We start from the raw sequence: 23,832 nt of genomic DNA, 5'->3' as shown, positions 1-23,832 counted from the left end.
GAGCGGACAAGGATATAGCCTAATCTCCATATCGGACTAAAATCATGGCAGCAAACCACCTTCTCATGCGAGGACTCTATGACGGCAAGCGACGCGACCGCGACAATTAAAAAGGGGAATTCGGAGCCCAGTTTCGATAAAACGGCTCAGCGCATCCTCAATCTTTTCTTTGTGCTCAACAGCTCCCCCGAACCGCTGACGACCGAGCAGATCGTCTTGGATTCTGACCTGGGATATGGCTCGGGCAATATCGACTCGGATAAGCGCAAGTTTCGGCGCGATCGTGACAAACTGCTCGAACGCGGCATCTTAATCAAGGAGGTTCGCCCCGCCGGCGCGCAGGAGACCGAGGAAAGCTCATGGACAATCGACCGCGAGCACACGTTTGCGGCAGGCGGCCTCATCACCGCAGACGACGCCGATATCCTGCTCAACGCTATCGACCAGACAATAGCGGCCGGCTCATCCACTTTTGCCGCGCCGCTTGCCGATATTCGTTCCAAGATTGCCTACCTCACCGGCAGGACGACGGCGGACGAAGCACCGATCCGCCGCTCTCCCACCGTCGATGCGGTATGGAGCGCCTTTGCCGAGCGATGCGCACTGCGATTTTTATATCAGAACGGACGCGGTGAGCAGAAAGAGCGTACCGTCTGCGTCTACGGCATGTTCGAGCGCGAGGGCGTTGCGTACTTCTGCGGCCTCGACAATGCCACCGACGACATCAGGACATTCCGCTGCGACCGTATCGTTCGCGCTTGGCGTCCTTCGAAGGCCTACGCCATCCCTGCAGACTTCAATCTCAACGACTACCTGTTCTTTGAATTCGATTTTGCCGACCGCCCGCCCGTTGCGGCTACGTTCTCGTTCGCCCCGCAGACGCAGATCGATATGATCAACGGCCTCACGCGCGGGCGAGGTGAGCTCGCACACACCGATTCGGGATGGACTTGGACCGTTGACGTGCGCGATCTTGAAGCCGCCGCCTCATTTTGCATGGCCCACGCCATGGACGGCATGAGGCCCATGGCCCCCAAATCGCTCAAGCAGGCGTGGAACCACCTCATTGAAAGGACGGTGCACGAGCATGCCCGTGCGTAAACTCACCAGCGAGCAGAGGCTCTCGCGCGCCATCGACATCATGGAGGCCCTCTACGCCGCCGGCGAGAGCGGCATGACACGAACCGAGATTTGCAGTCGCTTTGACATCACGGGGGCGTCGCTCGACGAGATTCTCGAGATCGTCTCGACGCTCGCGGACCGAGAATCGGGTGCGCGTATCATCTGCGAATGCCACGGCGAGCGCGTGGTCCTCACCGGTGACGCCGGGCGTGTACTACCGCTGCGCCTGAGTGCCGCCGAGGGCGCTGTGCTCAACCACGAACTTGAATCGTTGGGGATCGAGCCCCAGGCGGCGGCTCGAATTCGACATGCTCTTCTACCCGAAGAGCTCGGCTATAACCAGCACGTCTTTGACACCGTCAACCACGGGTCGCACTGGCAGCAGCTGAGCTGCGCCATTCAGGACGGCGTTCGCTGTCGTATCTCGTATCGCTCGATGGACGATGCGCGGCCACGCGAGCGTCTGGTCGACCCCTTGCGCATTACGGCAAACGGCGACCAAACATATCTGATTGCCTGGGACATCGCGGTCGATGAGCAGCGCACCTATCGCATGGATAAAATCGAGGGACTCGCCTTGACGGAAGACTCCGTCGTGCCTCACGCACCGGACGTCGCATCCCTCCACGATTCCCTTGCCCGGACGCAGCGTAGCGCAAAGCTCTTGATGCCATTCGATATGGCGGAGCATCTGGACTGGGCCGGCATCACCCTCATCGAGCGCAGCGGGGCAGACATGGCAACGGTAACCGTGCATTACGGCTCCGAGCGTTGGCTACTGAGCCAGATAATCGCAGCGGGCGGAGCCATCCGCATCTTGGATGACCCCACCCTGTCAAAGCGTCTGTGCGATATGGCAAAAACTCTCGTCTGTCCGCTTTAGCGCCGCCGCTCGTGGCGTGCGCGCCACAGCTGTAGATAGTGCCCGATCTGCGCCGATTCGATGCGCTGGTAGGAGCTCGTGGGCAGCGACGTTAAGAACTTCTTGCCATAGCCCTTCGTCACCAGGCGAGGATCCGCCAAGATCAGCACGCCGCTATCGGTCGACGAGCGAATCAAACGCCCCGCGGCCTGCTTAACCTCGAGCACCGCCTCGGGCAGCGAATAGCGCGCCCATGCGCGGTCTTCGCGCAGGTTGCGCTCGCACGAGAGCGGGTCCGTGGGGCTCGAGAACGGCAACTTGGGAATGATGACGCAGCGCAGCGTCTCGCCGCTGGCATCAAACCCCTCCCAGAAGGCCTTGAGCGCAAAAAGCGACGAGGTCGGTTCGTTGATAAACCGGTCGCGCAGGCGACGAGGAGATGAGTTGCGCTGCTGGCAGTTGAGCTCCAGACCCGCACGGGCCATCTTGGGCTCAACGCGGGCGTATAGGTCCTCCATGTCGCGCCGATTGGTGAACAACGTGAGCACCGATCCGCCCATGGCAAGATGGGCGTCGACCAGTACGCGCTCGAGCGCCGTAAGATAGCTCTCACGATCGCGCGGATCGGGGATATCGCCCGCAACGACTACAGCCATGTTCGAATCGAAGTCGTAGCTCGAATCCAAGTGCAGCGATGACGACGTTGAAGCACCGATGCGATCAAGGCCGACCGCATGGTTAAAGTGCTCAAAGCTTTTGGACACCGTCATGGTCGCCGAGGCAAAGATAGCCGTGTGAACCTCGGGCAGCCACTCGGTTGCCAAGGCCTCGCCAATGTCGATGCGCTCTGCGGTCATTGACTCTCCGCCGGCACGCAGCCTGCGATTGACCTGCAGCGAATACACGTAGTGTTCATCGGTACCATCAATGATGAGTTTTAGGTTCTCGGCCAGCTCGTGCAGGCGGCGCGAGATATCACCCAGGTCGACAACAACCTCTGGCTTGTCGGCGGCGACGGCTTGCACCAGCGCGTCGACGCTCTTGTCAGCTTGTTCCAATGCGTCGATGCCAGTGTAGGCCGACTGTAAGAAATCATGCCAGTCGTCAGATTCGCGCAGCTCGGGGCCAATCCATAGATTGGCATTGTCATAACCCCCACGCGCACGGCGGCCGAGCTCGCGAACGCCATCGAACACGCCGGCGATCGCCATTCTCGCGCGCGCAACCGTCGACGTCGCCTTGGCAGTAAGGCCCAGATAGAGCGTAGAGCCCTCGGAGGTTGCCAAATCACGGGAAACCTGGCTTAGCGCGCCGGTGCTCGAGCCACCCAGACGCTCAAACAGAACGCGCGATTCGTCCGCCGACACCACACGCGCCCACTGACAGCGCGCCTCGCGCTCGATGGAATGGGCCTCGTCGATTACCCAATGACGAATCGGAGGCAAAATCCTGCCCTCGGCCGCGACGTTGCGGAACAGCAGGGAATGGTTGGTGACCACCACATCGGCATGCGCCGCACGACGGCGAGCGCCGTGGACCAAACATTTATCAGGGAAAAACGGGCAGAGGCGACGAGCACACTCGCGCGAGGCCGTCGTAAAGTCGGGACGGTTGACACTGCGCCACCGAATGCCGAGCGAGTCGAGGTCGCCATCGGCTGATTGGCAGACGTACGCCATAATGACCGCGACCGCCGTGAGCGTGTCCGCCGGATCGCGCTTGGTGGTAATCTCGACCTGGCCGCGGCTCATGCGCTCGAGCTTGCGCAGGCACGGATAGTGGTCATACCCCTTGAGAGCGCAAAATGACAGACCACCGTCCAGTTGCTCGGCAAGTTTTGGCAGCTCATGGTACATGAGCTGGTCGGCAAGATTGTTCGATTTGGTCGCAATACCTACCGTGATGTTGTTACGGCGTGCTGCCTCGGCAAAAGGCACCAGATAGGCCATCGATTTGCCGACGCCCGTGCCTGCCTCAATTACTCGATGAGTGCCCGTGACCAGCGCATCGCGGACCTCGAGCGCCATCGCGATCTGCTCATCACGCGGCTCGTAGGTGGGATACATGCGATTGACAAGGCCACCTGGCGCATAGTCTGCCTCGATCTCCTCACGACTCGGCATCTTGAGAACCGGCAGCTCATCGGCGTCCACCCGATCGTCGGCGCGATCGGCCTTGAGAACGTCAGCACGAGCGGCGCTGAGAGAGAAGATAGAACCAGGGTTCTGCCTTGCCAAGAATGAGAAGATAGGACGATAGGACCAAGGCACGTCCGGATGCATGTCGGCTAGGCGCGCCATGAGGCCCTGGGGCAAGTCGGTGAGCGCCACGAGCAACACGCGCCATACGCCACACAGGGCGTCGACGTCGGCATTGGCACGGTGTGATACCGAGTCGCAGCCAAACAGATCGGCCATAAAAGACAGCTTGTGCGAGGCCAGGCGCGGAAGCGCGATGCGCGACAGCGCCAGCGAATCGATCCAAATATCGCTCACGTTGACGCCGCCTTTGACCGACTCGATAAACGAGCGGTCGAACGTGGCGTTATGTGCGATCACCGGGCAACCACCGACAAAATCGGCGAGAGCGGCGACGGCCTCAACGGCCGACGGAGCATCTGCCACATCGGCATTTGTAATGCTCGTGAGCTCGGTAATCTCGGCGGGAATCAGCTGTTTGGGATGCACGAAGGTATCGAAGCGGTCGACGACCTCGCGGCCCGAAAGACGGGCCGCCGAGATCTCGATCAGCTCATTGTCCTGCACCGAAAGACCCGTGGTCTCGGTATCGAGGACAATCACATCTTCCTCGATAAGGCCGAAGGACTGCGTTTTGGCGCGTTCGGCAAGCGTGGCATAGGAGTCGATGACAAACTGCGGCGTTCCTGACGAAACCGCGTCCTCGATTAGCATGCAATGCCCGCTCGACGAAGACCCATACGGATCAGGCTGTCACAGACCTGCGGGAACGTCATGTCGTCGGTGTGGCGGATCTCATCCGGATACAGCGACGTATCGGTCATACCGGGAATGGTATTGGTCTCGAGGATAACGGGGCCGTCTTCGCTCACGATAAAATCGCTGCGCGAGATACCCAGGCAACCGAGCGCCTTGTGAGCGGCACAGGCAAGCTCCTGGGCACGAGCGTAGTTCTCGGGTGAAATCTGCGCCGGAATGCGATGGATGTCCGTAGGGTCGACATATTTCACGTCCAGATCGTAGAACTCGCAGTCCTCGGGCTTACGGATCTCGACAATCGGCAGGGCGCGCACGTCATCCTCGCCGTATACGCCAACGGTGATCTCGGTACCCTCGATGCACTTCTCGACCAGCACTTTGTCGCCGTACTCAAACGCCTTGGCGATTGCCGCGGGTAGCTCGGAGGGCTCATGGACCAGGGAAATGCCATAGCTGGAACCGTTGACGGCCGGCTTCACAAAGCAGCGCTCGCCACAAACCTCGACGATATGATCGATATCGACTTCATCGCCCACCTCGAGCGCGATGCCGGGGGCAATGGGAATGCCCGCCTTGGCGTACAGGAGCTTAGAGACCTCCTTGTCGGCACCGCAGGCGCTGGCAAGCACGCCCGAGGCCGTGTAGGGGATACCCAGGGTCTCCATGGCGCCCTGCATGGCGCCATCCTCACCGCCGGCGCCGTGCATGGCGATAAATGCCACGTCGAAACCGCCGGTCGCCATGGTTACCATAAAGTCATCGGCAGCCGTGTCGAGCAGCTCCACCGAGGTGTAGCCGGCTTCCTTCAGTGCCACCACGACGTTCTTTCCCGAATTGAGCGAGATCTCGCGCTCAGCGGAATGACCGCCCGCCAAGACCGCTACGTGCATGTTCTCTAGGCTTTTACCCGGCATGGGCAGACTCCTCCTCTATAATTTCTGCAGCTGATACCATATTGTAGCGATACCCTCTACGTTTCCCCAAAATCGAAAGGCTTCCATGAATCCCAGGACTAAATCTCAGGACATTCGCGACTTGAGCCAAAACGATATTCGCGAGCTCGTGGCCGAACTTGGCCAGCCCGCCTTCCGCGCCAAGCAACTCATCGAGTGGGTCTTTGAGAAGAACGTTTGTTCGTTTGACGATATGACCAACCTTCCCAAGGCTTTCCGCGAACAGCTTAAAGAGGCGTTTGCCTTTGATACGCCGACCGAACTCACCAAGCAGGTTTCCAAAGATGGCTCTCGCAAGTATCTGCTCGAGTACCACGACGGCATTTCCGTCGAGACCGTCGGTATGCCCCGTCGAAACAAGCTTTCCGTCTGCGTTTCCACCCAGGCAGGCTGTGGCATGGGCTGCGCCTTTTGCGCTACCGGTCTCAACGGCCTTAAGCGTTCTCTGACAGCTCAAGAGATCGTCGACCAGGTACTTCATGTATCCAACGACTTTGGCGAGCGCGCCACGAGCGTTGTCTTCATGGGCCAGGGCGAGCCGTTTGCCAACTACGACGAGGTTCTCAAGGCGCTGCGAATCCTCAACGACCCCGACGGCATCGGTATCGGCGCTCGTCACCTCACCGTCTCTACCAGCGGCGTTATTCCCGGTATTCGCAAATTTGCCGACATCCCCGAGCAATTCACGCTTGCCGTTTCCCTGCATTCCGCCATCCAGTCGACGCGCAATAAGCTCATGCCCGGTGTTAAGAAGTACACGCTGCTTCGCCTTCACGAAGCGCTTCAGCTCTACACCGAGAAGACTGGCCGCCGCCCGACCTATGAGTATGCCATGATCGAAGGCGTCAACGATACGAATCCCGAGATGCAGGCGCTCTGCGACTTCTGCGAGGGAACGCTGTGCCACGTTAACCTCATTCAGCTTAACGACATCGAGGGCAGCCCGCTCAAGCCGTCGCCGATTCATAAGGTTGAGGATCTTCAGCGTCGTCTTGAGTCCCGTGGCATCGAGACCACGATCCGTAACTCCCGTGGTAACGATATTGACGCCGCTTGCGGACAGCTGAAGCAGCGCTTCAAAGTTCAGAAGAACGCATAGGGGAGTCGCACCCCAAAACGTTTCATGTGAAACATGAACGACCCCGGTTGCAGAATATGCAAGCGGGGTCGTTTCATTTATTGACCTCAATTTTGGACCGTTGCTAGCTTTCCCATTTTTTACGGACAAAATAAGCGGCCTTTGTCTCATGAATCAGACAAGGGCCGCTCAAAATATGCAGGGTAATTGTTAGGTACCTAATAGCCTACATTTTCCCATTGGTTGCTAACCCAACCTTGATTAATCTTAGGATTTTTCGTTACCTGAGCAGTGCGCATGGCAACATCTTCTGTCATAACATCCATTTTCTTCTTGGAAGTATCGACAATATCCCACGCACCACGAAGCAAACGACCTCGAAGTTCATCGTCTGTCGCGATCTTATAGCCAGCAAAGGCACCAGCCGCGACAGTCGTCACCAATGCAATCGCAGTTAAAATCTTATTCCTCATCTTGGCCTCCTTGATCAAACTGAATCATTTCACCAAGAATACGAGAGAGCTCTTCCTCGTCTTTAAACTCAATCTCAATCTTATTCTTTCCACGCGAGCTCTTCACGCGCACGTTGGTATTAAATACCTGACGAAGTACACGCGCAGCCTTTTTAAAAGACTGAGGCGTTGCAGGCCTCGGTGTCTTAGGTGTCTCTCCGGCAGAAAACAACGGAGCAAGATTTTCTGTCGCTCTAACGGAAAGGCCTTCTGCAACAACCTTCTCAGCAAGTCGAATCCTTGCATCTTCATATGGAACTGCAAGAATCGCTCTCGCATGGCCAGCAGTAAGCTTGCCCTCGAAAATCATCTGCTGTACGACTTCGGGAAGATCTAGCAAACGAAGTGAATTTGTAATTGCAGAACGAGACTTACTGACAGCCTTTGATAACGCCTCTTGTGTCATACCGCTAGCATCAATGAGCTGACGATAACCCTTCGCCTCTTCGACGGGATTCAAATCAGAACGCTGAAGATTCTCGATAAGAGCAAGAGCGAGCATCTCCTCATCATTAACTTCCTTAATGATGACAGGCAGTTCCTCAAGACCAGCAAGCTTTGACGCCTGGTAACGACGCTCACCAGCGATGATCTCATAGCCGTTTCCATGCTTTCGAACCAAAAGCGGCTGCAAAACGCCATGTTCTTGGATTGACTCACTCAACTCTCGAAGTTCAGTTTCGTTAAAGTGAATTCGCGGCTGGTTAGGGTTGGGAACAATATCCTCAATAGGTAGTTTTGTTTCAGATGCGGCATTTGAAGCAGATGCAGCCGAACCACCGGTCTCATACTCGGCCTCTGAGACCAAAGCATTGAGTCCACGTCCCAATCCGCCACGTTTCTTTACACTAGGCACGCTTGATCACCTCTTTTGCAAGGTTCATATACGCTTTTGCACCCTTATTTTGAGGTGCATAGGTAATTACCGGTTCTCCAAAAGACGGAGCTTCGGAGATTTTAACCGTACGGGGGATCAGCGTTTTAAACGCCTTATCACCAAAGTACGATTGAACCTCCTCAACAACTTGATTCGATAGAGAAGTACGTGAGTCATACATGGTCATAAGCACGCCATAGGTGTCTAAGCCCTTGTTCAGACGTGATTTGACCATCTTCATTGACTCAAGCAGCTTCGTAACGCCCTCGAGTGCGTAATACTCGCACTGGATTGGAATCAAAACGCTATCTGCTGCGGTCAAGGCATTGATAGTAAGCAGGCCGAGCGAAGGAGGACAGTCAATGAAAATAAAATCGAACTCGTCCTGAATCGGCTCAAGCAAATCTTTGAGGCGGGTTTCACGAGCAATTGCGCTTACGAGCTCAATTTCGGCACCTGCAAGCTGAATCGTAGCTGGAATTACGAATACCTTTTTGCAATTTGTATCAAGAACAAGCGATTCTGCCGGCACATCATTCAACAATGCATCATAGATGCAGTGATCAAGGTCTTCTTTTTCAATTCCAAATCCACTGGTACTGTTTCCCTGCGGATCAAAATCGACAATCAGTGTCTTACGACCCTGCTCACCCAGTGCTGCTGCAAGGTTTACAGCCGTCGTTGACTTACCGACGCCGCCTTTTTGATTGATGATTGCAATGATACGCGTGTCTTTTGCGTTCTTAGAACGCTTAACGTCGCGAAATCCCACGGTCCCTCCTGGTGTGTATTAAAGCTGTCAAACGGAGGATGTTTCACGTGAAACATTCCGATTCGATATCAACCGCCATGTTTCACGTGAAACATTGCAAGTTGTTAGTATCCATTATGTTTCACGTGAAACATCTAGGCAAGCGGATTCTTCTTAGCCATGCCATTTGCACGAGGCAATGAAACGGATGCTGGATGACTCTTCTTGAGAACAATGAACTCCCTGTGGCCCAAGCCCTCAGGCAAATCGATTGCGTCATTAAGAAGCAAAGTGAAGCCGCAAATCTTAGCTGCCGACATGCCGGAAACTAGCTCCTCATCCGAAGGATTACCCTTGGTGATAACAAATAGACCTCCATCCTTGAGGAACGGAGCCGCATACTCAACAAGAATCGGTAGAGGGGCAAGTGCGCGGGCGGTTACGACAGAAAACTGCTTCTTATGGCTTCGAGCATATTCTTCAAGGCGATCATGAATCGCATGAGCATGTTTCAACCCAAGAGCATGAACAAAAGAATTGACGGCATCAACCTTCTTACCAACAGAGTCAATATAAGTAGCTTTACGATGCGTGGTTATGGTTAACGGAATACCAGGGAAGCCCGCACCTGTCCCCATATCGAGCAAAGCTCCCTCAGGAGCCTTATTGATATAGGGGAGCAAAACAAGTGAGTCGAGGATATGAAGTACCGCAGCATCTTCTACGTTAAGAATACGGGTGAGATTAGTTGTCTTATTTGTTTCCAGAACCAAATCCAAATGCTGAATACATTTCCTCAGCTCAACATCAGATACGCTCAAGGAATACTCTTTGCAATAGGAAGTTAGACGAGTCAACATCTCGTCAGCTTGCTGATCAGTAAGTACTAACAACGAAAGCTCCTTTCTGACAAAAATCAGTGTATCGAGAACTTTTGACAAAAAAAGGGGACGTGGAAACCACGTCCCCTTAGCATAAGCTCGAGCAGATTATCGAGCAACAATCACCACATGGCGATCAGGGTCAGAACCCTCAGAATGAGTATCGACGGCATCATTGCCACGAAGTGCAATGTGAACCAGTCGACGCTCATAGGCATTCATGGGCGGAAGCGAAACACTCTTATGAGTGCGGATGGCACGCTCGGCTGCAGACTGAGCCATGGAGGCAACCTTGTCCTGACGGCGGCTCTTGTATCCCTCGACGTCCACTACAACCGGATACCTAAAGCCAAGCTTGCGGCTCACTAGCAAAGAGAACATAACCTGAAGGGCATCAAGGGTGCGACCATGACGGCCAATGAGAACAGCAAGGTCGGGAGCCGTTACATCCAGAATCAGCTCACCCTCGTCGCCCTCATACTCATCGATAGGAGAGTTGGCGGCATCGAAGTGCGAAAGGATGGAACGCAGGATGGAAATCGCGACATCGGCAATGGTGTCGAGTTCCTCGTCGGTCAGCTCTTCACCGGCCTTGTAGCGCTGTGCAATCTCGGGATAATCGCCCGCGACCTGCGGGGCAACCTCCTCAAGCATATCCTCGATGATCTCTTCAGACATAACGTACTCCAAAAGTTAGGTACCTAAATAAGATTGATATCCCGCTACTTCTTCTTGTGCGGGCGCGGCTTCTTCTCGCGACGAGTGACCTCAACCTGCAGCGGCGCGTTCTTAAGGCGCTCCTCCTCATCGGCCTTCGCCTTGTCGATGACCTTCTGCGTCACAAAAATCTGCTGGATAACCTGCCAAGCAGACGAGACGTCGTAGTACAGCAGAACACCAACGGGAAGGCTCCAGCCCATCCAAAGCATCATGACCGTCATGACAACGGCCATCATACGCATGCTCTGAGCCTGCTGGCCGGTCTGGTTGCGCGACATATAGAGCTGCGGAATCAGGGTCAGGACAGCGAACAGGATCAGGCAGACCAGCGCAGGCAGCGCGACCATAAAGCCATCGGCAAAGGAGGCACTCGGCGTGGTGGTCAGGTCGGGCAGAATATTAAAGAACGAGAACGTGCCGTCGTTAAAGTAGTCCGGCAGGTTACGCAGCAGCGTAAATAGGGCGAACAGGACAGGCATCTGAATCAACAGCGGCAGACAACCAGCCATCGGGTTGAACTTGTTCTCGCTGTAGAACTTCTGCATTTCCTCGGCCTGACGCTGGGGATCGTCGGCATAGCGCTCCTGGATCTCGAGCATCTTGGGCTGCAGCACCTGCATGCGTGCCGTCGACTTAGTCGACTTGAGCATAAGCGGCGTCAGCAGCAGACGGATGATGACCACCAGGATGATGATGGACAGGCCCCAGTCGACCGCAAAGGTCTGGATGAGCTTGAGCAGCTCGAAAAGGATGTTAACGATCCAATCCCACATGTAAGTTTTCCTCCGATAGCGAGTGCCCGCTAGGGCACAGGGTCATAACCGCCGACGTGCAGGGGATTGCAGCGAGCGATGCGCCTCACGGCAAGCCAGCAGCCTCTCAAAACACCGTACTTCTCAATCGCCTGGACGGCGTATTGCGAGCACGTTGGGTAATAAATGCAGGCGTCAGGCAATAAGGGCGAAATAACCTGTTGATATATGCGAATAGGAGCGATGGCAACACGTCGCAAAACGTGATTGCTCATCGCTCCTCCCCGGCAACGCCGGCGCGTTTCATAAGCGAACGCAATGCATTGTCCATCTCCTGAGGCGAAGAAACCCTCGTCTTGGGAGTTGCGAACAAGATGATGTCATAACCCGCAACGGGAAATCCACAGCTGCGGGCGGCCTCGCGCATCACACGCTTAGAACGGTTGCGCACGACAGCACAACCGAGCCGTTTAGCACCAACGAAGGCGACCCTTCCGGAGTCGCCTTCGCCAACCGATTCACATATGGTCATTCGAATCAGAGGGTGATTGAAACGACGCCCCTGACTGAACACATGCTCGAAATCTTGCCGAGACTTAATAGTCTTCATGCGAGATGTGTGTATCGCTGCTAGACAGTGAGACGCTTGCGGCCCTTGGCGCGACGACGGGCGAGCACGGCACGACCACCCTTAGTGGCCATACGGGCACGGAAGCCATGGGTCTTGGCACGCTTACGCTTATTAGGCTGATACGTACGCTTCATCTTAAGTTCCTCCTGCTGCATTTCGAGTGTCCGCGGGGGCGCGGACGCAGATATAGACACGTGAGCTTGAAGATTGTAGGGAAATCAATGTTCAAATGTCAAGAAATCAAAGGTAAAAGGTTGCGCAGTTCACACGGTTCCCCCATAAGCCGAGCTCGATTTAGCGGTGCATGGCAACTTTTCACGATATTTCATCGAGTTTTCAACAGGTCATGTTGGCAATGTTGAGAACTTTTCGTCCGTTTTCCAAAGTTTTCAACAGGTTTTGAAAAGTTGTCGAAAGATGAGAAACATTGCACGGTGAGCTACTATTTGTTCGAAACCTTTTGAAAGATTGCGAGCGGCATGTCTGACGACTTTTACACCATGGTCGATTCCGGAGACCCGGCACCCGACAACGAGCACATCACCGGCGTGCGCGAAGAGCGTGACGAAGGCGAGCAGACGACCACGCAGGCGCCAAAAGCCATGTACGCCGCGCGCATCGCCGTCTATGACGACATGCTGTCGACACCGCGTGTGATCGTCATTGATCCGCAAGATGTCCGCACGTATTTGGAAGAGACGACCAACACCGTCTACCAGTGCATGAAAGAACAAGGTGGCCATATCTCGCTCATGGTCATCCGCGAGATTGTCGAAAACTTTATCCACGCGCACTTTGCCGAGCCCATCATCTCGATTCTGGACGGCGGAGACACCATCCGCTTTGCTGATCAAGGACCCGGCATCGACGACAAGGAGCGCGCTTTCGACTTTGGCGTTACCAGCGCAAACAGCAAGATGAAGCGCTATATCCGTGGAACCGGAGCAGGGTTTCCCATGGTGCAGGAGTATTTGGAAAACGCCGGCGGGGCCGTGTCCATCGAGGACAACATGGGCAACGGCACCGTGGTTACGGTAAGCCTGGATCCTAAACGCGTGCAGGAAATCGAACGCGCCGGCGGGCGCGGTGCTGCCGTGCGGCCCGAGACGGAGCAGCCCGCATATCCCCTGCCGGGAGCTTTTGCGCAGCAGCCCATGGCAACGCAACAGATGCAGCCCCGCGTGGGACAGATGCAGCAGCCCGGAATGCTTCCTACACAAGAGTCCCAGGCGGCGTCGATGTCGATGCCGCCAAACGTGCCAGAGGCCATGCCGCTGGCGGATCAGGATGCAGCAGCAATGCAGCAGGCGACGGGGGCACCGGGTGGCCAGCAAATGGGATATCAGCCGTACCAACAGGGATATCCATATCAGCAGATGCCGCCACTGGGGTATGGCCAGCAGTTCCCACAGCAGTACCAGCAGGGATATCAGCAGCCGTACCAGCAGATGCCGCAGCAGCAGTACAACCCCTGGGCCCAGCAGATGACTCCGCAGCCTTACCAACAGTGGCCTCAAAGTTTTCAACAGCAAATGCCGCCGATGCAGAGTTCTCAACAATCAGCAGCTCAAATGATGTATCCTAATGCAGCAAATCAGTATGCGCAGCCACAGTCGGACGTGTTCGTAAGCGATCGCGGCAACGCCGCGCTGGGCTATCTGGCGCAAAATCAAGCGTGCGGTGCAACCGATCTGGCGAGGGCGTTTGGAAACTCGGCCCCCACTTGGTCACGCACGCTCAATGACTTGGCGCAGGCCGGCTTGGTCATCAAGCATGGCCAGAAATACCATCTGACCGAACTCGGCGCCGCTCGCGTGCGAGCTCAGAGCTAAAGAACGGGAGAGACAGTGGACGAGGAAGCAAGCATCATCCTGGGGGATGCCATCGCCTTTTGCCAGCGCGACGGCCAAGATGCACGCCTCATCAACATGCTGGGGCAATCGCGCGCCATAAGCCTGACCGAAGATACGCTCACGATCGAGGCCCCCTCGCGCTTTGCCATCGCGCAGCTCAAAAAGCATCAGCCGACCATTGAGGCCTATCTGGAAGAAATCGCCTTTGCACCGATTGCGCTCGACATCGTGGCACCGCAAGGCGCCGCGACGGAATCCGCTGCCGCGACGGCGCCCGCCACGGCCCCCGCTGCTTCCCCGGCGGCGCCGGCCTCCGCAGGCGACGTGCCGACAATCGGGCACCAGCACAGCGATGTTTCCCGTGAAACCATGGCACCGTTGCCGACCGCGGCGGCGACGTCAACGAACGCACCCGTCACGCACATGCCCATCGCTCACGACGCAACGACGGGCGCGGATTCGGGCATTGCAATCAAGAACACGCTCTCGGCCGATGATTTTCGTCGCATGATGAACCAGATGAAGGGCGGAGCGCCAACTAAATCCACGCAAGCTGCGACCCCCGCTTCACCCATGCCAGCACCGACCGCGCCGGCCGAACAGAATACGGATGGAGCCCCGCTCGCCGCGAACTCAAAATTTACCTTTGAGAACTTTGTCTACGGCCCCGAGAACAGCCATGCCTATCGCTCGGCACTCAAGTTTGCCGCCCTCGCGGACGAGCGGGGCACGTGCACATCACTGTTCATCTACGGCAAATCGGGCCTGGGCAAGACGCACCTGCTGCTTGCCATCAAAAACGAGCTCGCCGAAAAGTCGCCCGAGATCAAGGTCAAGTATGCCAACTCCCAGGCATATCTGGACGACCTGATGACCGAGTTCGACCGCCAAAAGAAGAGCAACGCCCCCATCATGCAGGCGTACCACGGCGTGGACGTGCTCATCATCGACGACATCCAAAACATCATCGGCAAGCGCGCGAGCGTGGACTACTTTTTCCAGCTCATGGACGAGTTCATCCGCAACAACAAGAAGGTCGTCATCGCGGCAGACCGCGCCCCCAAGGACCTGAGCATGGACGAGCGTCTAACCAGCCGCTTCAACGCCGGCATGCTCTGCCTGGTCGCAGAGCCCAGCTACGAAATGAAATACAAGATCTTGCAGCGCTATTACGAGAACACCATCGTCGCCGCTCCCGAGGCAGGCGACGACTCGCTGCTGGCGGCCTATGGGGGCGACGGCGGGCACCTAACCGACGAGCACTTTAAACACATGGCCGAGGTCTCGGGCACCAACATCCGCGAACTCGAGAGCTTTTGCGAGCGCTGCGCCGGCGAGGCGGGCGACCGCGAGCGCGAGGGCGGGGAGCTCACCTTTGACGATATCGACGCCATCGCCAGCCAGTACTTTGACACATCGGCCAAAAAGATCAACGTCCAGACGGTTCAGTCCGTCATCGAAGAGCAGTACGGCGTGACGCACGAGGAGCTCATCGGCCCGCGTCGCAACGCCAATATCGCCAAAGCACGCCATATCGCTATCTACCTGGCCATCGAGATGTGCGAGATGACGACCACGGCGGTGGGCGCCGAATTTGGCAACCGCAACCACTCGACCGTCAGCACGAGTTACAAAAAGGTCCAGAAGATGATCCAGGAAGACCGCACCGTCACCGAAGACCTCAAGTCGCTGCGCGATAAAATTACACTGCGCTCATAGGGAAATAGAGACACCTGTTGAAAACTTGTCGAAACCACGGGCATAAGGTGTCTAAAACCCAACCCGCGGTGATGAAAAGTTTTGCGCAGGTTTTGAACGTGGAAAACCACCCCTGTTGCACACAGGTTGCTGTCGATTCTCTTTCTTGGTCTGACCTGCGTCTTTGGGAGTAATCAACAGTTTCGTCAGTGCTATTACTATTATTAAGATATTTATATCTATAGAAAGGTATTAAAAGATGAAGTTCACCGTCAGCCAGAGCTCGCTTACACAAGCCATCGGCGTCGTTATGAAGGGTGTCGCTTCGGCATCCACCCTTCCCATCCTGTCGGGCGTGCTCGTTAAGGCCCAAGACGGCATCTTGGAATTCCAGACCTCTAACTACACTATCTCGATCCGTCATCGCATCGCGGCGCATGTCGAAGAAGAGGGCGAGATGGTTATTCCCTGTAAGATGCTCTCCAATATCACCAAGACCCTCCCCGATGCCCCGGTTACCTTTGAGCTGTCCGAGCGCCAGGTGCTGATTGGTTGCGAGAAGAGCTCTTTCCGCCTGAACACGCTCGATGCCAATGACTTCCCCGAGTTTCCGGCCTATGCCATCGAGAGTGCCGTGGAGCTGCCGACCGATGTCTTGTCCGAAATGGTCGGCCGCGTGTGGCGCGTCACCTCGACCGACAAGGCTCGCCCCATCCTGGGCGGCGTGCACATGAAGGTCGAGAACAACACCGTACGCCTGGTAGCGACCGATTCCTTCCGCTTGGCCGTGTGCGATACGCAGGTCGAGACCTCGACCCTCGAGGGCTCCTTTGAGCTCAACGTTCCGGCTGACGCCTTTAACGACGCGCTGAACATCATGGCCAGCCAAGCGACCATCATGATCGGCGCTACCGACACCCAGGTCGTCTTCGAGGCCGGCAACACCACCTACGTGTCGCGTCGCATCGAGGGCGTGTACCCCAACTACAAGCAGCTCATCCCCGATTCGTGCGTGACGAGCGTCAAGATCGACGTCGCCGCCTTTAACGCCGCCCTCAAGCGCGTGGCCGTCATCGCGAGCGCCAACCCCGCCGTCAAGTTCGAGATCGATGTCGAGAACGGGCAGATGGGCCTGTCCTCCATTTCCAATGACCAGGACCTTGCGCAGGAGACGATCGATGTCGAGGCCGAGGGCGAGTCGGGTACCATCGCCTTCAACTACCACTACATCTTCGGCTGCCTCAATGCCCTGTCCAAGGAGAAGGAGATCACGCTGGAGCTCAAGAGCTACTCGCAGGCGGGCATCTTTAAGTCCTACGACAAGATCAACTACCTGTACCTGGTCATGCCGGTCCGCATCTAGCGCTGCGCCATGACCATGTTCGCCCGCGATCTTTCCGTCGCGCACTACCGCAGCTTCGATAGCTATCACCTTGCCCTGGACGAGGGCGTGACGATACTTGCGGGACCCAACGCGGCGGGAAAGACCAATCTCATAGAGGCGCTGCAGCTGCTGACGAGCGGCGCCTCGTTTAGGCATCCGACCGCAGCCGAGCTCGTCCATGACGGCGTGGGCTCGTGCAAGATCGAGCTGAGGCTCGAGGGCGACGGCCGCGTGCTTGATATGGGATTGAGCGCGGAGGACGGTAAGCGCTCGTTTAGCCGCAACGGCAAGAGATGCTCTGCCGCCGGTGTGCGCGGGGTTCTTCCGAGCGTGCTGTTTTGCCCCGACCATCTGGACATGGTTAAGCGTGGCGCCAGTGTGCGCCGCGCCGCCCTCGATGACTTTGGCATGCAACTGAGCGCACGCTATGCCGATCTTGCGAGCACCTATGGGCGCTGCGTGACCCAGCGTAACGCCTTGCTCAAGGAGACCTGGTGCTGCCGCGAGATGCTCGGCGCGTGGAACGATTCGATTGCCCGCGCGGGCTCGGCCCTGCTCGTGCACCGGTTGGCTCTGCTCGACCGGCTGGCGGGCCATGTGCACACTGCCTACGGGCAAGTAGCGTCAGGTGAGGCCGCCAACGTGACCTATGCGTCCACGCTGGGGGCTTTGCCCCAGGTCGAGGATCGCGAAGAGCTGAAGGGTTGGGCGTACGAGCGCATGCTGGCCGCCCTTGACGAGCATGCCGACGAGGAAATTCGCCGCGGCGTGACGTTGGTGGGACCGCATCGCGACGAGATTGAGTTTACCGTGGCGGGTCGCTCCGCCCGTTCATTTGCCAGCCAAGGACAGCAGCGCACGCTGGTGCTGTCCTGGAAGGTGGCCGAGGTTGCCGTGGCTCGCGATGTCCTGGGCACCGCCCCACTGCTGCTTTTGGACGACGTGATGAGCGAGCTCGACGGCGAGCGTCGCGGCGCTTTCCTGCGGCTGATTGGCGATGATATCCAGACGGTCATAACTACGACCAACCTGGGGTACTTTACCGATGACCTGCTTGATCGAGCCAAGGTGGTGAGCATGGGTGAGACGTGCTAATTACGAGCGCGAGAGCGAGACAGTCGCCTTCAGCGGGTTTTTGAACGCAGAGCGCCAGCGCATCCTGGCGGCTGCAACGCCTAAGCGCCGTGCGCAGATGGAGGCCGCCGAGGAGTCGCGCACGGTCTATCGCGCATGGAACGCGGTGTGCTCGGGCACGCGCGAGGGGCGGCATGTGACGGGACTGCGCTACCTGCCCGAGTCCAATGAGCTGCTGGTGTATCTCGACTCGCCCTCGTGGACGCAGGAAATGACGCTGTTGCGCGAGATCATCCGCGCGCGCATGGAGCGCGCCGGTGCGCATGTGGACGGCCTGGTGTTCAAAACCACCGCGCCCGGTCACACGCCGCCCGCCGCCAAGGAGCGCCTGCGCCCGGCGACGACCGAGCGCCCGCCGGCCCCGCACGCCGACCTAAGTGAGGCCGAGTGCACCGAGATCGAGCGCCAGGTGGCGCCCATCGAAGACCAAAAACTGCGCGAGGCCCTCGAGAATGCCATGAGAGCCAGTGCCGAGTGGGCCAAGGGCGTGCAAAGCAAAAAAGAGCCTTAAATCGCATCTGGTGGCCTTGTAGAGCCAAATACCCTCGGTCCCGAGGGTATTTTTTTACGATAAACTAGTAAGGCTGTACACATTTTCTTGACTGAAGGAGGACGTGTGGCAAACGAAAACGATTACGATGGCGGCGAGATTAAGATTCTCGAAGGTCTCGAGGCCGTTCGTAAGCGCCCGGGCATGTATATCGGCTCGACGAGCGCCAGCGGTCTGCATCACCTGGTGTGGGAGATCGTTGACAACTCCGTCGACGAGGCCATGGCCGGTTTCTGCACCGAGATCCAGGTGACGGTCCACGCCGACAACTCCATCACGGTCGTCGACAACGGGCGCGGCATCCCCGTCGACGAGCACCCTGTTAAAAAGATCCCGACGCTCGAGGTCGTTATGACGATCTTGCACGCCGGCGGTAAGTTCGATAACTCGGCCTATAAGGTCTCGGGCGGCCTGCACGGCGTAGGCATCTCCGTCGTCAACGCACTGTCCAAGCGCGTGGTCGTTCAGGTTCGTCGCGATGGCAACACCTACGAGATGGAGTTCTCGCGCGGCAAGACCGTCAAGAAGATGGAGGTCGTGGGCACCTCGGATTCGACGGGTACCACCGTCACCTTCTGGCCCGACGACGAGATCTTCGAGACCTGCATCTACGATTTCGATACGCTGCACAACCGTCTGCAGGAGACGGCGTTCCTCAATAAGAACCTCAAAATCGTGCTGACCGACGAGCGCGAGGAGACTCCCCACGTGGAGGAGTTTTGCTACGAGGGCGGCATCATCGACTTCGTCAAGTTCCTCAACGAGGGCAAGGACGTCCCTGAGGCCTTTAAGGAGCCCATCTACATCGAGGGCAAATCGGACCCGGACGCGCCTGTGGCCAAGATGGGCGAGGTCGAGGTTTCCCTGCAGTGGAATAGCGGCTACGGCGAGAACGTCATGTCGTTTGCCAACGACATCTACACTCCCGAGGGCGGCATGCACCTTGAGGGCTTCCGCACCGCGCTCACCCGCGTGATCAACGACTACGCGCGCAAACAGAACCTGCTCAAGGAAAAAGACGCCAACCTGACCGGCGACGATGTGCGCGAGGGCCTTTCGGCCGTTATCTCGGTCAAGCTGCCCGATCCGCAGTTTGAGGGCCAGACCAAGGCCAAGCTCGGTAGCTCCTATATGCGCGCGCTGACGCTCAAGATCGTGACCGACGGCCTCGCCGATTACTTGGAGGAGCATCCCAAGCCCGCCCGCGAGATCGTCAAGAAGGCGCAACAGGCCTGCAAGGCGCGCAACGCCGCCCGCAAGGCGCGCGAGGCGACCCGCCGCAAGAGCCTGCTCGAGACGGCGTCCCTGCCCGGTAAGCTCGCTGACTGCTCGGTGCGCGATGCCGAGCTGACCGAGCTCTTCATCGTAGAGGGCGACTCGGCAGGCGGTTCGGCCAAGGACGGCCGTCGCCGAGACATCCAGGCGATTCTGCCCCTGCGCGGCAAGATTTTGAACGTCGAGCGCGTGGGCGATCATCGTGCGTTCTCGAGCGACACCATCCAGTCGCTGATTACCGCGATCGGCTGCGGCGTCACGACGAGTGCCGGCGACGGCGGCGACTTCGATATCACCAAGGCGCGCTACCACAAGATCATCATCATGACCGATGCAGACGTCGACGGTGCGCATATCCGCATCCTGCTGCTGACGTTCTTCTACAAGTACATGCGTCCGCTGATCGATGCCGGCTACGTCTATGTCGCCTGCCCGCCCATCTTTGGCATTAAGGTGCGCAACAAGATCCACTACGTGTATCCCAACGGCCGCCAGCCCGAAGACGAGATCCTGCGCGACACCATCCAGAGTCTGGGCCTGAACCCCGACGATAACGACGAGGACGGCAAGGCCAAGGACGGCAAGATCACCAAGAAGCGCAAGGGCTATACCGTCCAGCGCTACAAGGGCCTGGGCGAGATGGACCCCAAGCAGCTTGCCTCGACGACGATGGACCCCAAGACCCGCATCCTGCAGCGCGTGTCGATCGAGGACGCCGTGGTGGCAGACCGCGCCGTGCGCGAGCTGATGGGTTCCGAGGTCGGCTATCGCCGTGAGTACATCGAGAAGCATGCACATGATGCACGCTTCTTAGACGCCTAACCTGTTCGGCTTTCCCAGCCACCGCACCTTCGCCCTCAATCGTCGGTCGCGTACCCAAGTACGCTTCCCTCCTCTTTCGAGCGAATCTGCGGCACCTGGAAAAGCCGTCTCCGTGGCAGGGAACTAATGGACCACGCAAACCATGAGGAGGTAACGTGGCAGACGATATCAACAATAACGAGGGTATGGACGAGGCCGGCGACGCCGGCATGCCCGATGATCTGAAGCGCCTGCTTGCCCGTGCTGAGCAGGGCGAGGACGGCGATCCGGACGCCTATAACCCCGATGCCGATGATGAGGAAGAGGACGACGACGCCGAGCTCGAGGAGAGCTTTGGCGAAGTCGACCGTGGCGCCTCGGCCGGCGAGGATATCAACGGCGGTCAGCTCCAGATTTCGGAGTTCGGCCGCGAGATGAAGCAGTCGTTCATCGAGTACTCGATGTCGGTCATCACGGCGCGCGCCCTGCCGGACGTGCGCGATGGCTTAAAGCCGGTGCACCGTCGCATCCTGTACGCCATGAACGAGAGCGGCATCTACCCCAACCGTCCGCACAAGAAGTCCGCTTGGACGGTCGGCGAAGTTATCGGTAAGTACCATCCGCACGGTGACTTCGCGGTCTACGAGGCCATGGTCCGCCTGGCGCAGTGGTTCTCCATGCGCACGCCGCTCATCGACGGTCACGGCAACTTTGGCAACATCGATGGCGACGGCGCCGCCGCCATGCGTTACACCGAGAGCCGCCTGGCAAAGCCCGCCATGGAGCTGCTGCGCGACCTGCAGAAGGATACCGTCGACTGGCAGCCCAACTACGATGAGTCGCTCGCCGAGCCCCAGGCGCTGCCCGCGCGCTTCCCCAACCTGCTGGTCAACGGCAGCCAGGGCATCGCCGTCGGCATGGCCACCAACATCGCCCCGCATAACCTCACCGAGGCGATCGAGGCCACCTGCTACCTGATCGACAACCCCGAGGCCACCGTCGACGAGCTCATGCAGATCATGCCCGGTCCGGACTTCCCCACCGGCGCCATCATCATGGGCAGCGCCGGCATTAAGCAGAGCTACGAGACCGGCCGCGGCTCCATTACCGTGCGTGCCAAGGCGCACGTGGAGTCCACCAAGACCGGTCGCAGCCGCTTGGTCTTTACCGAGATTCCCTACATGGTCAACAAGGGCACCCTGCAGGAGAAGATCGCCCAGCTCGTCAACGATAAGCGCATCGAGGGCATCTCGGATATGCGCGATGAGTCCAACCAGAAGGGTATCCGTCTGGTCATCGAGCTCAAGAAGGGCGTCATTCCGCAAGTCGTGCTCAACAATCTGTATAAGTACACCTCGCTGCAGACGACCTTTGGCGCCAACAACCTGGCACTTGTCAACGGCGTTCCCAAATGCCTGAGCCTGCGCGAGATGCTGCAGCACTACATCGACCACCAGGTCGACGTCGTCACCCGCCGCACCCGCTTCGACCTTAAAAAGGCCCAGGCGCGTGCCCATATCCTCGAGGGCTACCTGATGGCTCTCGACCATATCGACGAGGTCATCAGCATCATCCGCTCCTCGCAGACCGATTCTGAGGCCAGCAGCCGCCTGATCGAGCGCTTTGGCTTTACGCCCGAGCAGACCACGGCCATCCTCGAGATGAAGCTGCGCCGCCTGACCGGCCTGGAGCGCGACAAGATTCAGGAGGAGCTGGACGGCTTGCGTCGCGCCATCGCCTACTACGAGGACCTGCTGGCGCACGAGGAGAAGATCCTGGGCGTCATCAAGGAAGAGATGCGCGAGATCTCCAAGAAGTTCGGCGACAAGCGCCGCACCGAGATCAGCCATGTGGAGAAGGACCTGGACGTCGAAGACCTGATTGCCGACGAGGACATGGTCGTGACCATCACCCATACCGGCTATGTCAAGCGCATCCCGGTGGCCGCCTACCGCGCCCAGAAGCGCGGCGGCAAGGGTGTGTCGGGCGTCAACCTCAAAGAGGACGACGTTATCGACGAGATGTTTATCGCGTCCACGCACGAGTACGTGCTGTTCTTCTCGAGCAAGGGCAAGGTCTATCGCCTGAAGGTGCACGAGCTGCCGGTGGGTACGCGCCAGGCGCGCGGCACCGCGATCGTCAACCTGTTGCCTTTCGAGGAGGGCGAGAAGATTGCGAGTGTCATCAGCTGCCGCGAGTTCCCCGCCGACGAGTATCTGATGTTTGCCACCAAGAGCGGCATGGTCAAGAAGACCGTGATGAGCGCCTACGACCGTAGCCGCCGTGATGGCCTGATCGCCATCAACCTGAGGGACGACGACGCGCTGCTCGCTGTACGCCGCGTGCGTGAGGGTGACAAGATCATAATGGCAACCACCGCGGGCAAGGCGATTATGTTCCCCGAGGACCAGGTGCGCGCCACCGGTCGCGATACCAGCGGCGTCCGCGGTATCGGCATGAAGGAAGGCGTGAGCGTTTTGGGTATGGAGGTTACCAACGGCAATGGTGACCTGTTTGTCATTACCGAGCGCGGCTACGGCAAGCGCACGCCGGTTGCGGACTACCCGGAGCAGAACCGCGGCGGCCAGGGCGTCTACACCATCCAGATGACCGAACGCAAGGGTAACCTCGCAGCCATGAAGACGGTGGGCCCGCAGCATGAGCTGTTCATCGTGACGGAGGGCGCGACGGTCATTCGCGTCAAGACCGACGAGATCAGCCAAACCGGTCGCGCCACCCAGGGCGTCAAGATGATGACCGTCGACGACAACGACCGCGTATGCGCCGTCGCCCGCATGACGGCCGCCAAGGAGAAGCCCGAAGGCGAGGACGTCGAGGGTGAGGGCGTAGCCGATGCCGAAAAAGCCCCCGTCGACCTAGGCGACGGAAACGAAGTGCCGCAGGATCTCCTAGACGAGTAAGTAGCCCTCTCTGGTAAAACCATCAGACCCCATATATCGGCGGTCGGCGCACTGCGCGCCGACCGCTTTTTGTCAATCTTGGAACCTGTGTCTGGAGGGCGGGCGAGATGGGTTAGGTTT

General features: G+C 58.0%; 21 protein-coding genes. 10 read left to right on the top strand and 11 right to left on the bottom strand.

The genetic code is table 11. The features are described 5' to 3' along the window. Positions 1–78 precede the first annotated feature (78 nt). Positions 79–1,101, top strand: a complete 1,023-nt coding sequence (locus DWY05_RS03530; RefSeq protein WP_117647825.1) for a YafY family protein — start codon at positions 79–81, stop codon at positions 1,099–1,101. Next, positions 1,088–2,005: a YafY family protein gene (locus tag DWY05_RS03525; protein ID WP_117820627.1), complete on the top strand. Its 918-nt coding sequence runs from the start codon at positions 1,088–1,090 to the stop codon at positions 2,003–2,005. The genes DWY05_RS03530 and DWY05_RS03525 overlap by 14 nt, the downstream gene beginning before the upstream one ends. On the opposite strand, the gene DWY05_RS03520 is transcribed toward DWY05_RS03525, so the two are convergent. Continuing rightward, entirely contained in the window at positions 2,002–4,896 is a 2,895-nt protein-coding gene (locus DWY05_RS03520) for a helicase C-terminal domain-containing protein (protein ID WP_117820628.1), read from the bottom strand. The genes DWY05_RS03525 and DWY05_RS03520 overlap by 4 nt on opposite strands. Then, positions 4,890–5,855, bottom strand: a complete 966-nt coding sequence (locus DWY05_RS03515) for a D-alanine--D-alanine ligase (RefSeq protein WP_117820629.1) — start codon at positions 5,853–5,855, stop codon at positions 4,890–4,892. The genes DWY05_RS03520 and DWY05_RS03515 overlap by 7 nt, the downstream gene beginning before the upstream one ends. Before the next feature lie 85 nt (positions 5,856–5,940). Here DWY05_RS03515 and rlmN point away from each other — a divergent pair, with 85 nt between their 5' ends. Continuing rightward, complete coding sequence (rlmN, locus tag DWY05_RS03510) at positions 5,941–6,993, top strand: 23S rRNA (adenine(2503)-C(2))-methyltransferase RlmN (protein WP_055251319.1); 1,053 nt, start codon at positions 5,941–5,943, stop codon at positions 6,991–6,993. A gap of 197 nt (positions 6,994–7,190) precedes the next feature. Here the strand turns inward: rlmN and DWY05_RS03505 are convergent, their stop codons facing one another. The 9 genes from DWY05_RS03505 to rpmH form a co-directional block, all read right to left on the bottom strand. Then, a complete protein-coding gene (locus tag DWY05_RS03505) occupies positions 7,191–7,445 on the bottom strand; it encodes a hypothetical protein (RefSeq protein WP_117820630.1) in 255 nt (84 codons plus the stop codon). Next, on the bottom strand, positions 7,435–8,340 hold the full coding sequence (locus DWY05_RS03500; RefSeq protein ID WP_195361607.1) for a ParB/RepB/Spo0J family partition protein: 906 nt from the start codon (positions 8,338–8,340) through the stop codon (positions 7,435–7,437). The genes DWY05_RS03505 and DWY05_RS03500 overlap by 11 nt, the downstream gene beginning before the upstream one ends. Continuing rightward, positions 8,333–9,133 (bottom strand): ParA family protein, encoded by an 801-nt coding sequence (locus tag DWY05_RS03495; protein WP_055251322.1) that lies wholly within the window; start codon positions 9,131–9,133, stop codon positions 8,333–8,335. The genes DWY05_RS03500 and DWY05_RS03495 overlap by 8 nt, the downstream gene beginning before the upstream one ends. Positions 9,134–9,267: 134 nt before the next feature. Then, positions 9,268–9,933: a 16S rRNA (guanine(527)-N(7))-methyltransferase RsmG gene (gene rsmG / locus DWY05_RS03490; RefSeq protein WP_229057815.1), complete on the bottom strand. Its 666-nt coding sequence runs from the start codon at positions 9,931–9,933 to the stop codon at positions 9,268–9,270. A 168-nt stretch (positions 9,934–10,101) separates the two neighbouring features. Next, a complete protein-coding gene (locus tag DWY05_RS03485; RefSeq protein WP_022093802.1) occupies positions 10,102–10,671 on the bottom strand; it encodes a R3H domain-containing nucleic acid-binding protein in 570 nt (189 codons plus the stop codon). A gap of 44 nt (positions 10,672–10,715) precedes the next feature. After that, a complete protein-coding gene (locus DWY05_RS03480) occupies positions 10,716–11,486 on the bottom strand; it encodes a YidC/Oxa1 family membrane protein insertase (RefSeq protein ID WP_055251326.1) in 771 nt (256 codons plus the stop codon). Positions 11,487–11,515: 29 nt separating this feature from the next. Continuing rightward, positions 11,516–11,740 carry a membrane protein insertion efficiency factor YidD gene (yidD, locus tag DWY05_RS03475; protein ID WP_022093804.1) on the bottom strand — a complete coding sequence of 75 codons (225 nt, stop codon included), beginning with the start codon at positions 11,738–11,740 and terminating at the stop codon, positions 11,516–11,518. Then, positions 11,737–12,075 carry a ribonuclease P protein component gene (gene rnpA, locus DWY05_RS03470; RefSeq protein WP_082435526.1) on the bottom strand — a complete coding sequence of 113 codons (339 nt, stop codon included), beginning with the start codon at positions 12,073–12,075 and terminating at the stop codon, positions 11,737–11,739. The genes yidD and rnpA overlap by 4 nt, the downstream gene beginning before the upstream one ends. 20 nt (positions 12,076–12,095) lie before the next feature. Further along, positions 12,096–12,230, bottom strand: a complete 135-nt coding sequence (rpmH, locus tag DWY05_RS03465; RefSeq protein WP_019127408.1) for a 50S ribosomal protein L34 — start codon at positions 12,228–12,230, stop codon at positions 12,096–12,098. 345 nt (positions 12,231–12,575) lie between these two features. Here rpmH and DWY05_RS03460 point away from each other — a divergent pair, with 345 nt between their 5' ends. The 7 genes from DWY05_RS03460 (at position 12,576) to gyrA (ending at position 23,712) form a co-directional block, all read left to right on the top strand. Further along, on the top strand, positions 12,576–13,928 hold the full coding sequence (locus tag DWY05_RS03460; RefSeq protein ID WP_117820632.1) for an ATP-binding protein: 1,353 nt from the start codon (positions 12,576–12,578) through the stop codon (positions 13,926–13,928). A gap of 15 nt (positions 13,929–13,943) precedes the next feature. Next, positions 13,944–15,668 carry a DnaA ATPase domain-containing protein gene (locus DWY05_RS03455; RefSeq protein ID WP_117820633.1) on the top strand — a complete coding sequence of 575 codons (1,725 nt, stop codon included), beginning with the start codon at positions 13,944–13,946 and terminating at the stop codon, positions 15,666–15,668. 238 nt (positions 15,669–15,906) lie between these two features. Further along, positions 15,907–17,010: a DNA polymerase III subunit beta gene (gene dnaN / locus DWY05_RS03450; RefSeq protein ID WP_099432409.1), complete on the top strand. Its 1,104-nt coding sequence runs from the start codon at positions 15,907–15,909 to the stop codon at positions 17,008–17,010. Between the two features lie 9 nt (positions 17,011–17,019). After that, positions 17,020–18,126 carry a DNA replication/repair protein RecF gene (locus tag DWY05_RS03445; protein WP_117584031.1) on the top strand — a complete coding sequence of 369 codons (1,107 nt, stop codon included), beginning with the start codon at positions 17,020–17,022 and terminating at the stop codon, positions 18,124–18,126. Continuing rightward, a complete protein-coding gene (locus DWY05_RS03440; RefSeq protein ID WP_117584032.1) occupies positions 18,113–18,676 on the top strand; it encodes a DciA family protein in 564 nt (187 codons plus the stop codon). The genes DWY05_RS03445 and DWY05_RS03440 overlap by 14 nt, the downstream gene beginning before the upstream one ends. Positions 18,677–18,781: 105 nt before the next feature. Continuing rightward, positions 18,782–20,812 (top strand): DNA topoisomerase (ATP-hydrolyzing) subunit B, encoded by a 2,031-nt coding sequence (gyrB, locus tag DWY05_RS03435; protein WP_117584033.1) that lies wholly within the window; start codon positions 18,782–18,784, stop codon positions 20,810–20,812. A gap of 185 nt (positions 20,813–20,997) precedes the next feature. Next, entirely contained in the window at positions 20,998–23,712 is a 2,715-nt protein-coding gene (gene gyrA / locus DWY05_RS03430; RefSeq protein ID WP_117820676.1) for a DNA gyrase subunit A, read from the top strand. The last annotated feature ends 120 nt before the right edge of the window (positions 23,713–23,832 follow it).

The organism is Collinsella sp. AF23-4AC (genome assembly GCF_003462685.1).
Classification (GTDB): domain Bacteria; phylum Actinomycetota; class Coriobacteriia; order Coriobacteriales; family Coriobacteriaceae; genus Collinsella.
Note: the sequence above shows the minus strand (reverse complement) of the source record. Positions and strands in the feature narration are given on the sequence as shown.

Coding starts and splice junctions, on each gene's coding strand:
- DWY05_RS03530 (WP_117647825.1), top strand. CDS start 79: ATGACGGCAAGCGACGCGACCGCGACAATTAAAAAGGGGAATTCGGAG.
- DWY05_RS03525 (WP_117820627.1), top strand. CDS start 1,088: ATGCCCGTGCGTAAACTCACCAGCGAGCAGAGGCTCTCGCGCGCCATC.
- DWY05_RS03520 (WP_117820628.1), bottom strand. CDS start 4,896: ATGCTAATCGAGGACGCGGTTTCGTCAGGAACGCCGCAGTTTGTCATC.
- DWY05_RS03515 (WP_117820629.1), bottom strand. CDS start 5,855: ATGCCGGGTAAAAGCCTAGAGAACATGCACGTAGCGGTCTTGGCGGGC.
- rlmN (WP_055251319.1), top strand. CDS start 5,941: ATGAATCCCAGGACTAAATCTCAGGACATTCGCGACTTGAGCCAAAAC.
- DWY05_RS03505 (WP_117820630.1), bottom strand. CDS start 7,445: ATGAGGAATAAGATTTTAACTGCGATTGCATTGGTGACGACTGTCGCG.
- DWY05_RS03485 (WP_022093802.1), bottom strand. CDS start 10,671: ATGTCTGAAGAGATCATCGAGGATATGCTTGAGGAGGTTGCCCCGCAG.
- DWY05_RS03480 (WP_055251326.1), bottom strand. CDS start 11,486: ATGTGGGATTGGATCGTTAACATCCTTTTCGAGCTGCTCAAGCTCATC.
- yidD (WP_022093804.1), bottom strand. CDS start 11,740: ATGAGCAATCACGTTTTGCGACGTGTTGCCATCGCTCCTATTCGCATA.
- rnpA (WP_082435526.1), bottom strand. CDS start 12,075: ATGAAGACTATTAAGTCTCGGCAAGATTTCGAGCATGTGTTCAGTCAG.
- rpmH (WP_019127408.1), bottom strand. CDS start 12,230: ATGAAGCGTACGTATCAGCCTAATAAGCGTAAGCGTGCCAAGACCCAT.
- DWY05_RS03460 (WP_117820632.1), top strand. CDS start 12,576: ATGTCTGACGACTTTTACACCATGGTCGATTCCGGAGACCCGGCACCC.
- dnaN (WP_099432409.1), top strand. CDS start 15,907: ATGAAGTTCACCGTCAGCCAGAGCTCGCTTACACAAGCCATCGGCGTC.
- DWY05_RS03445 (WP_117584031.1), top strand. CDS start 17,020: ATGACCATGTTCGCCCGCGATCTTTCCGTCGCGCACTACCGCAGCTTC.
- gyrA (WP_117820676.1), top strand. CDS start 20,998: ATGGACGAGGCCGGCGACGCCGGCATGCCCGATGATCTGAAGCGCCTG.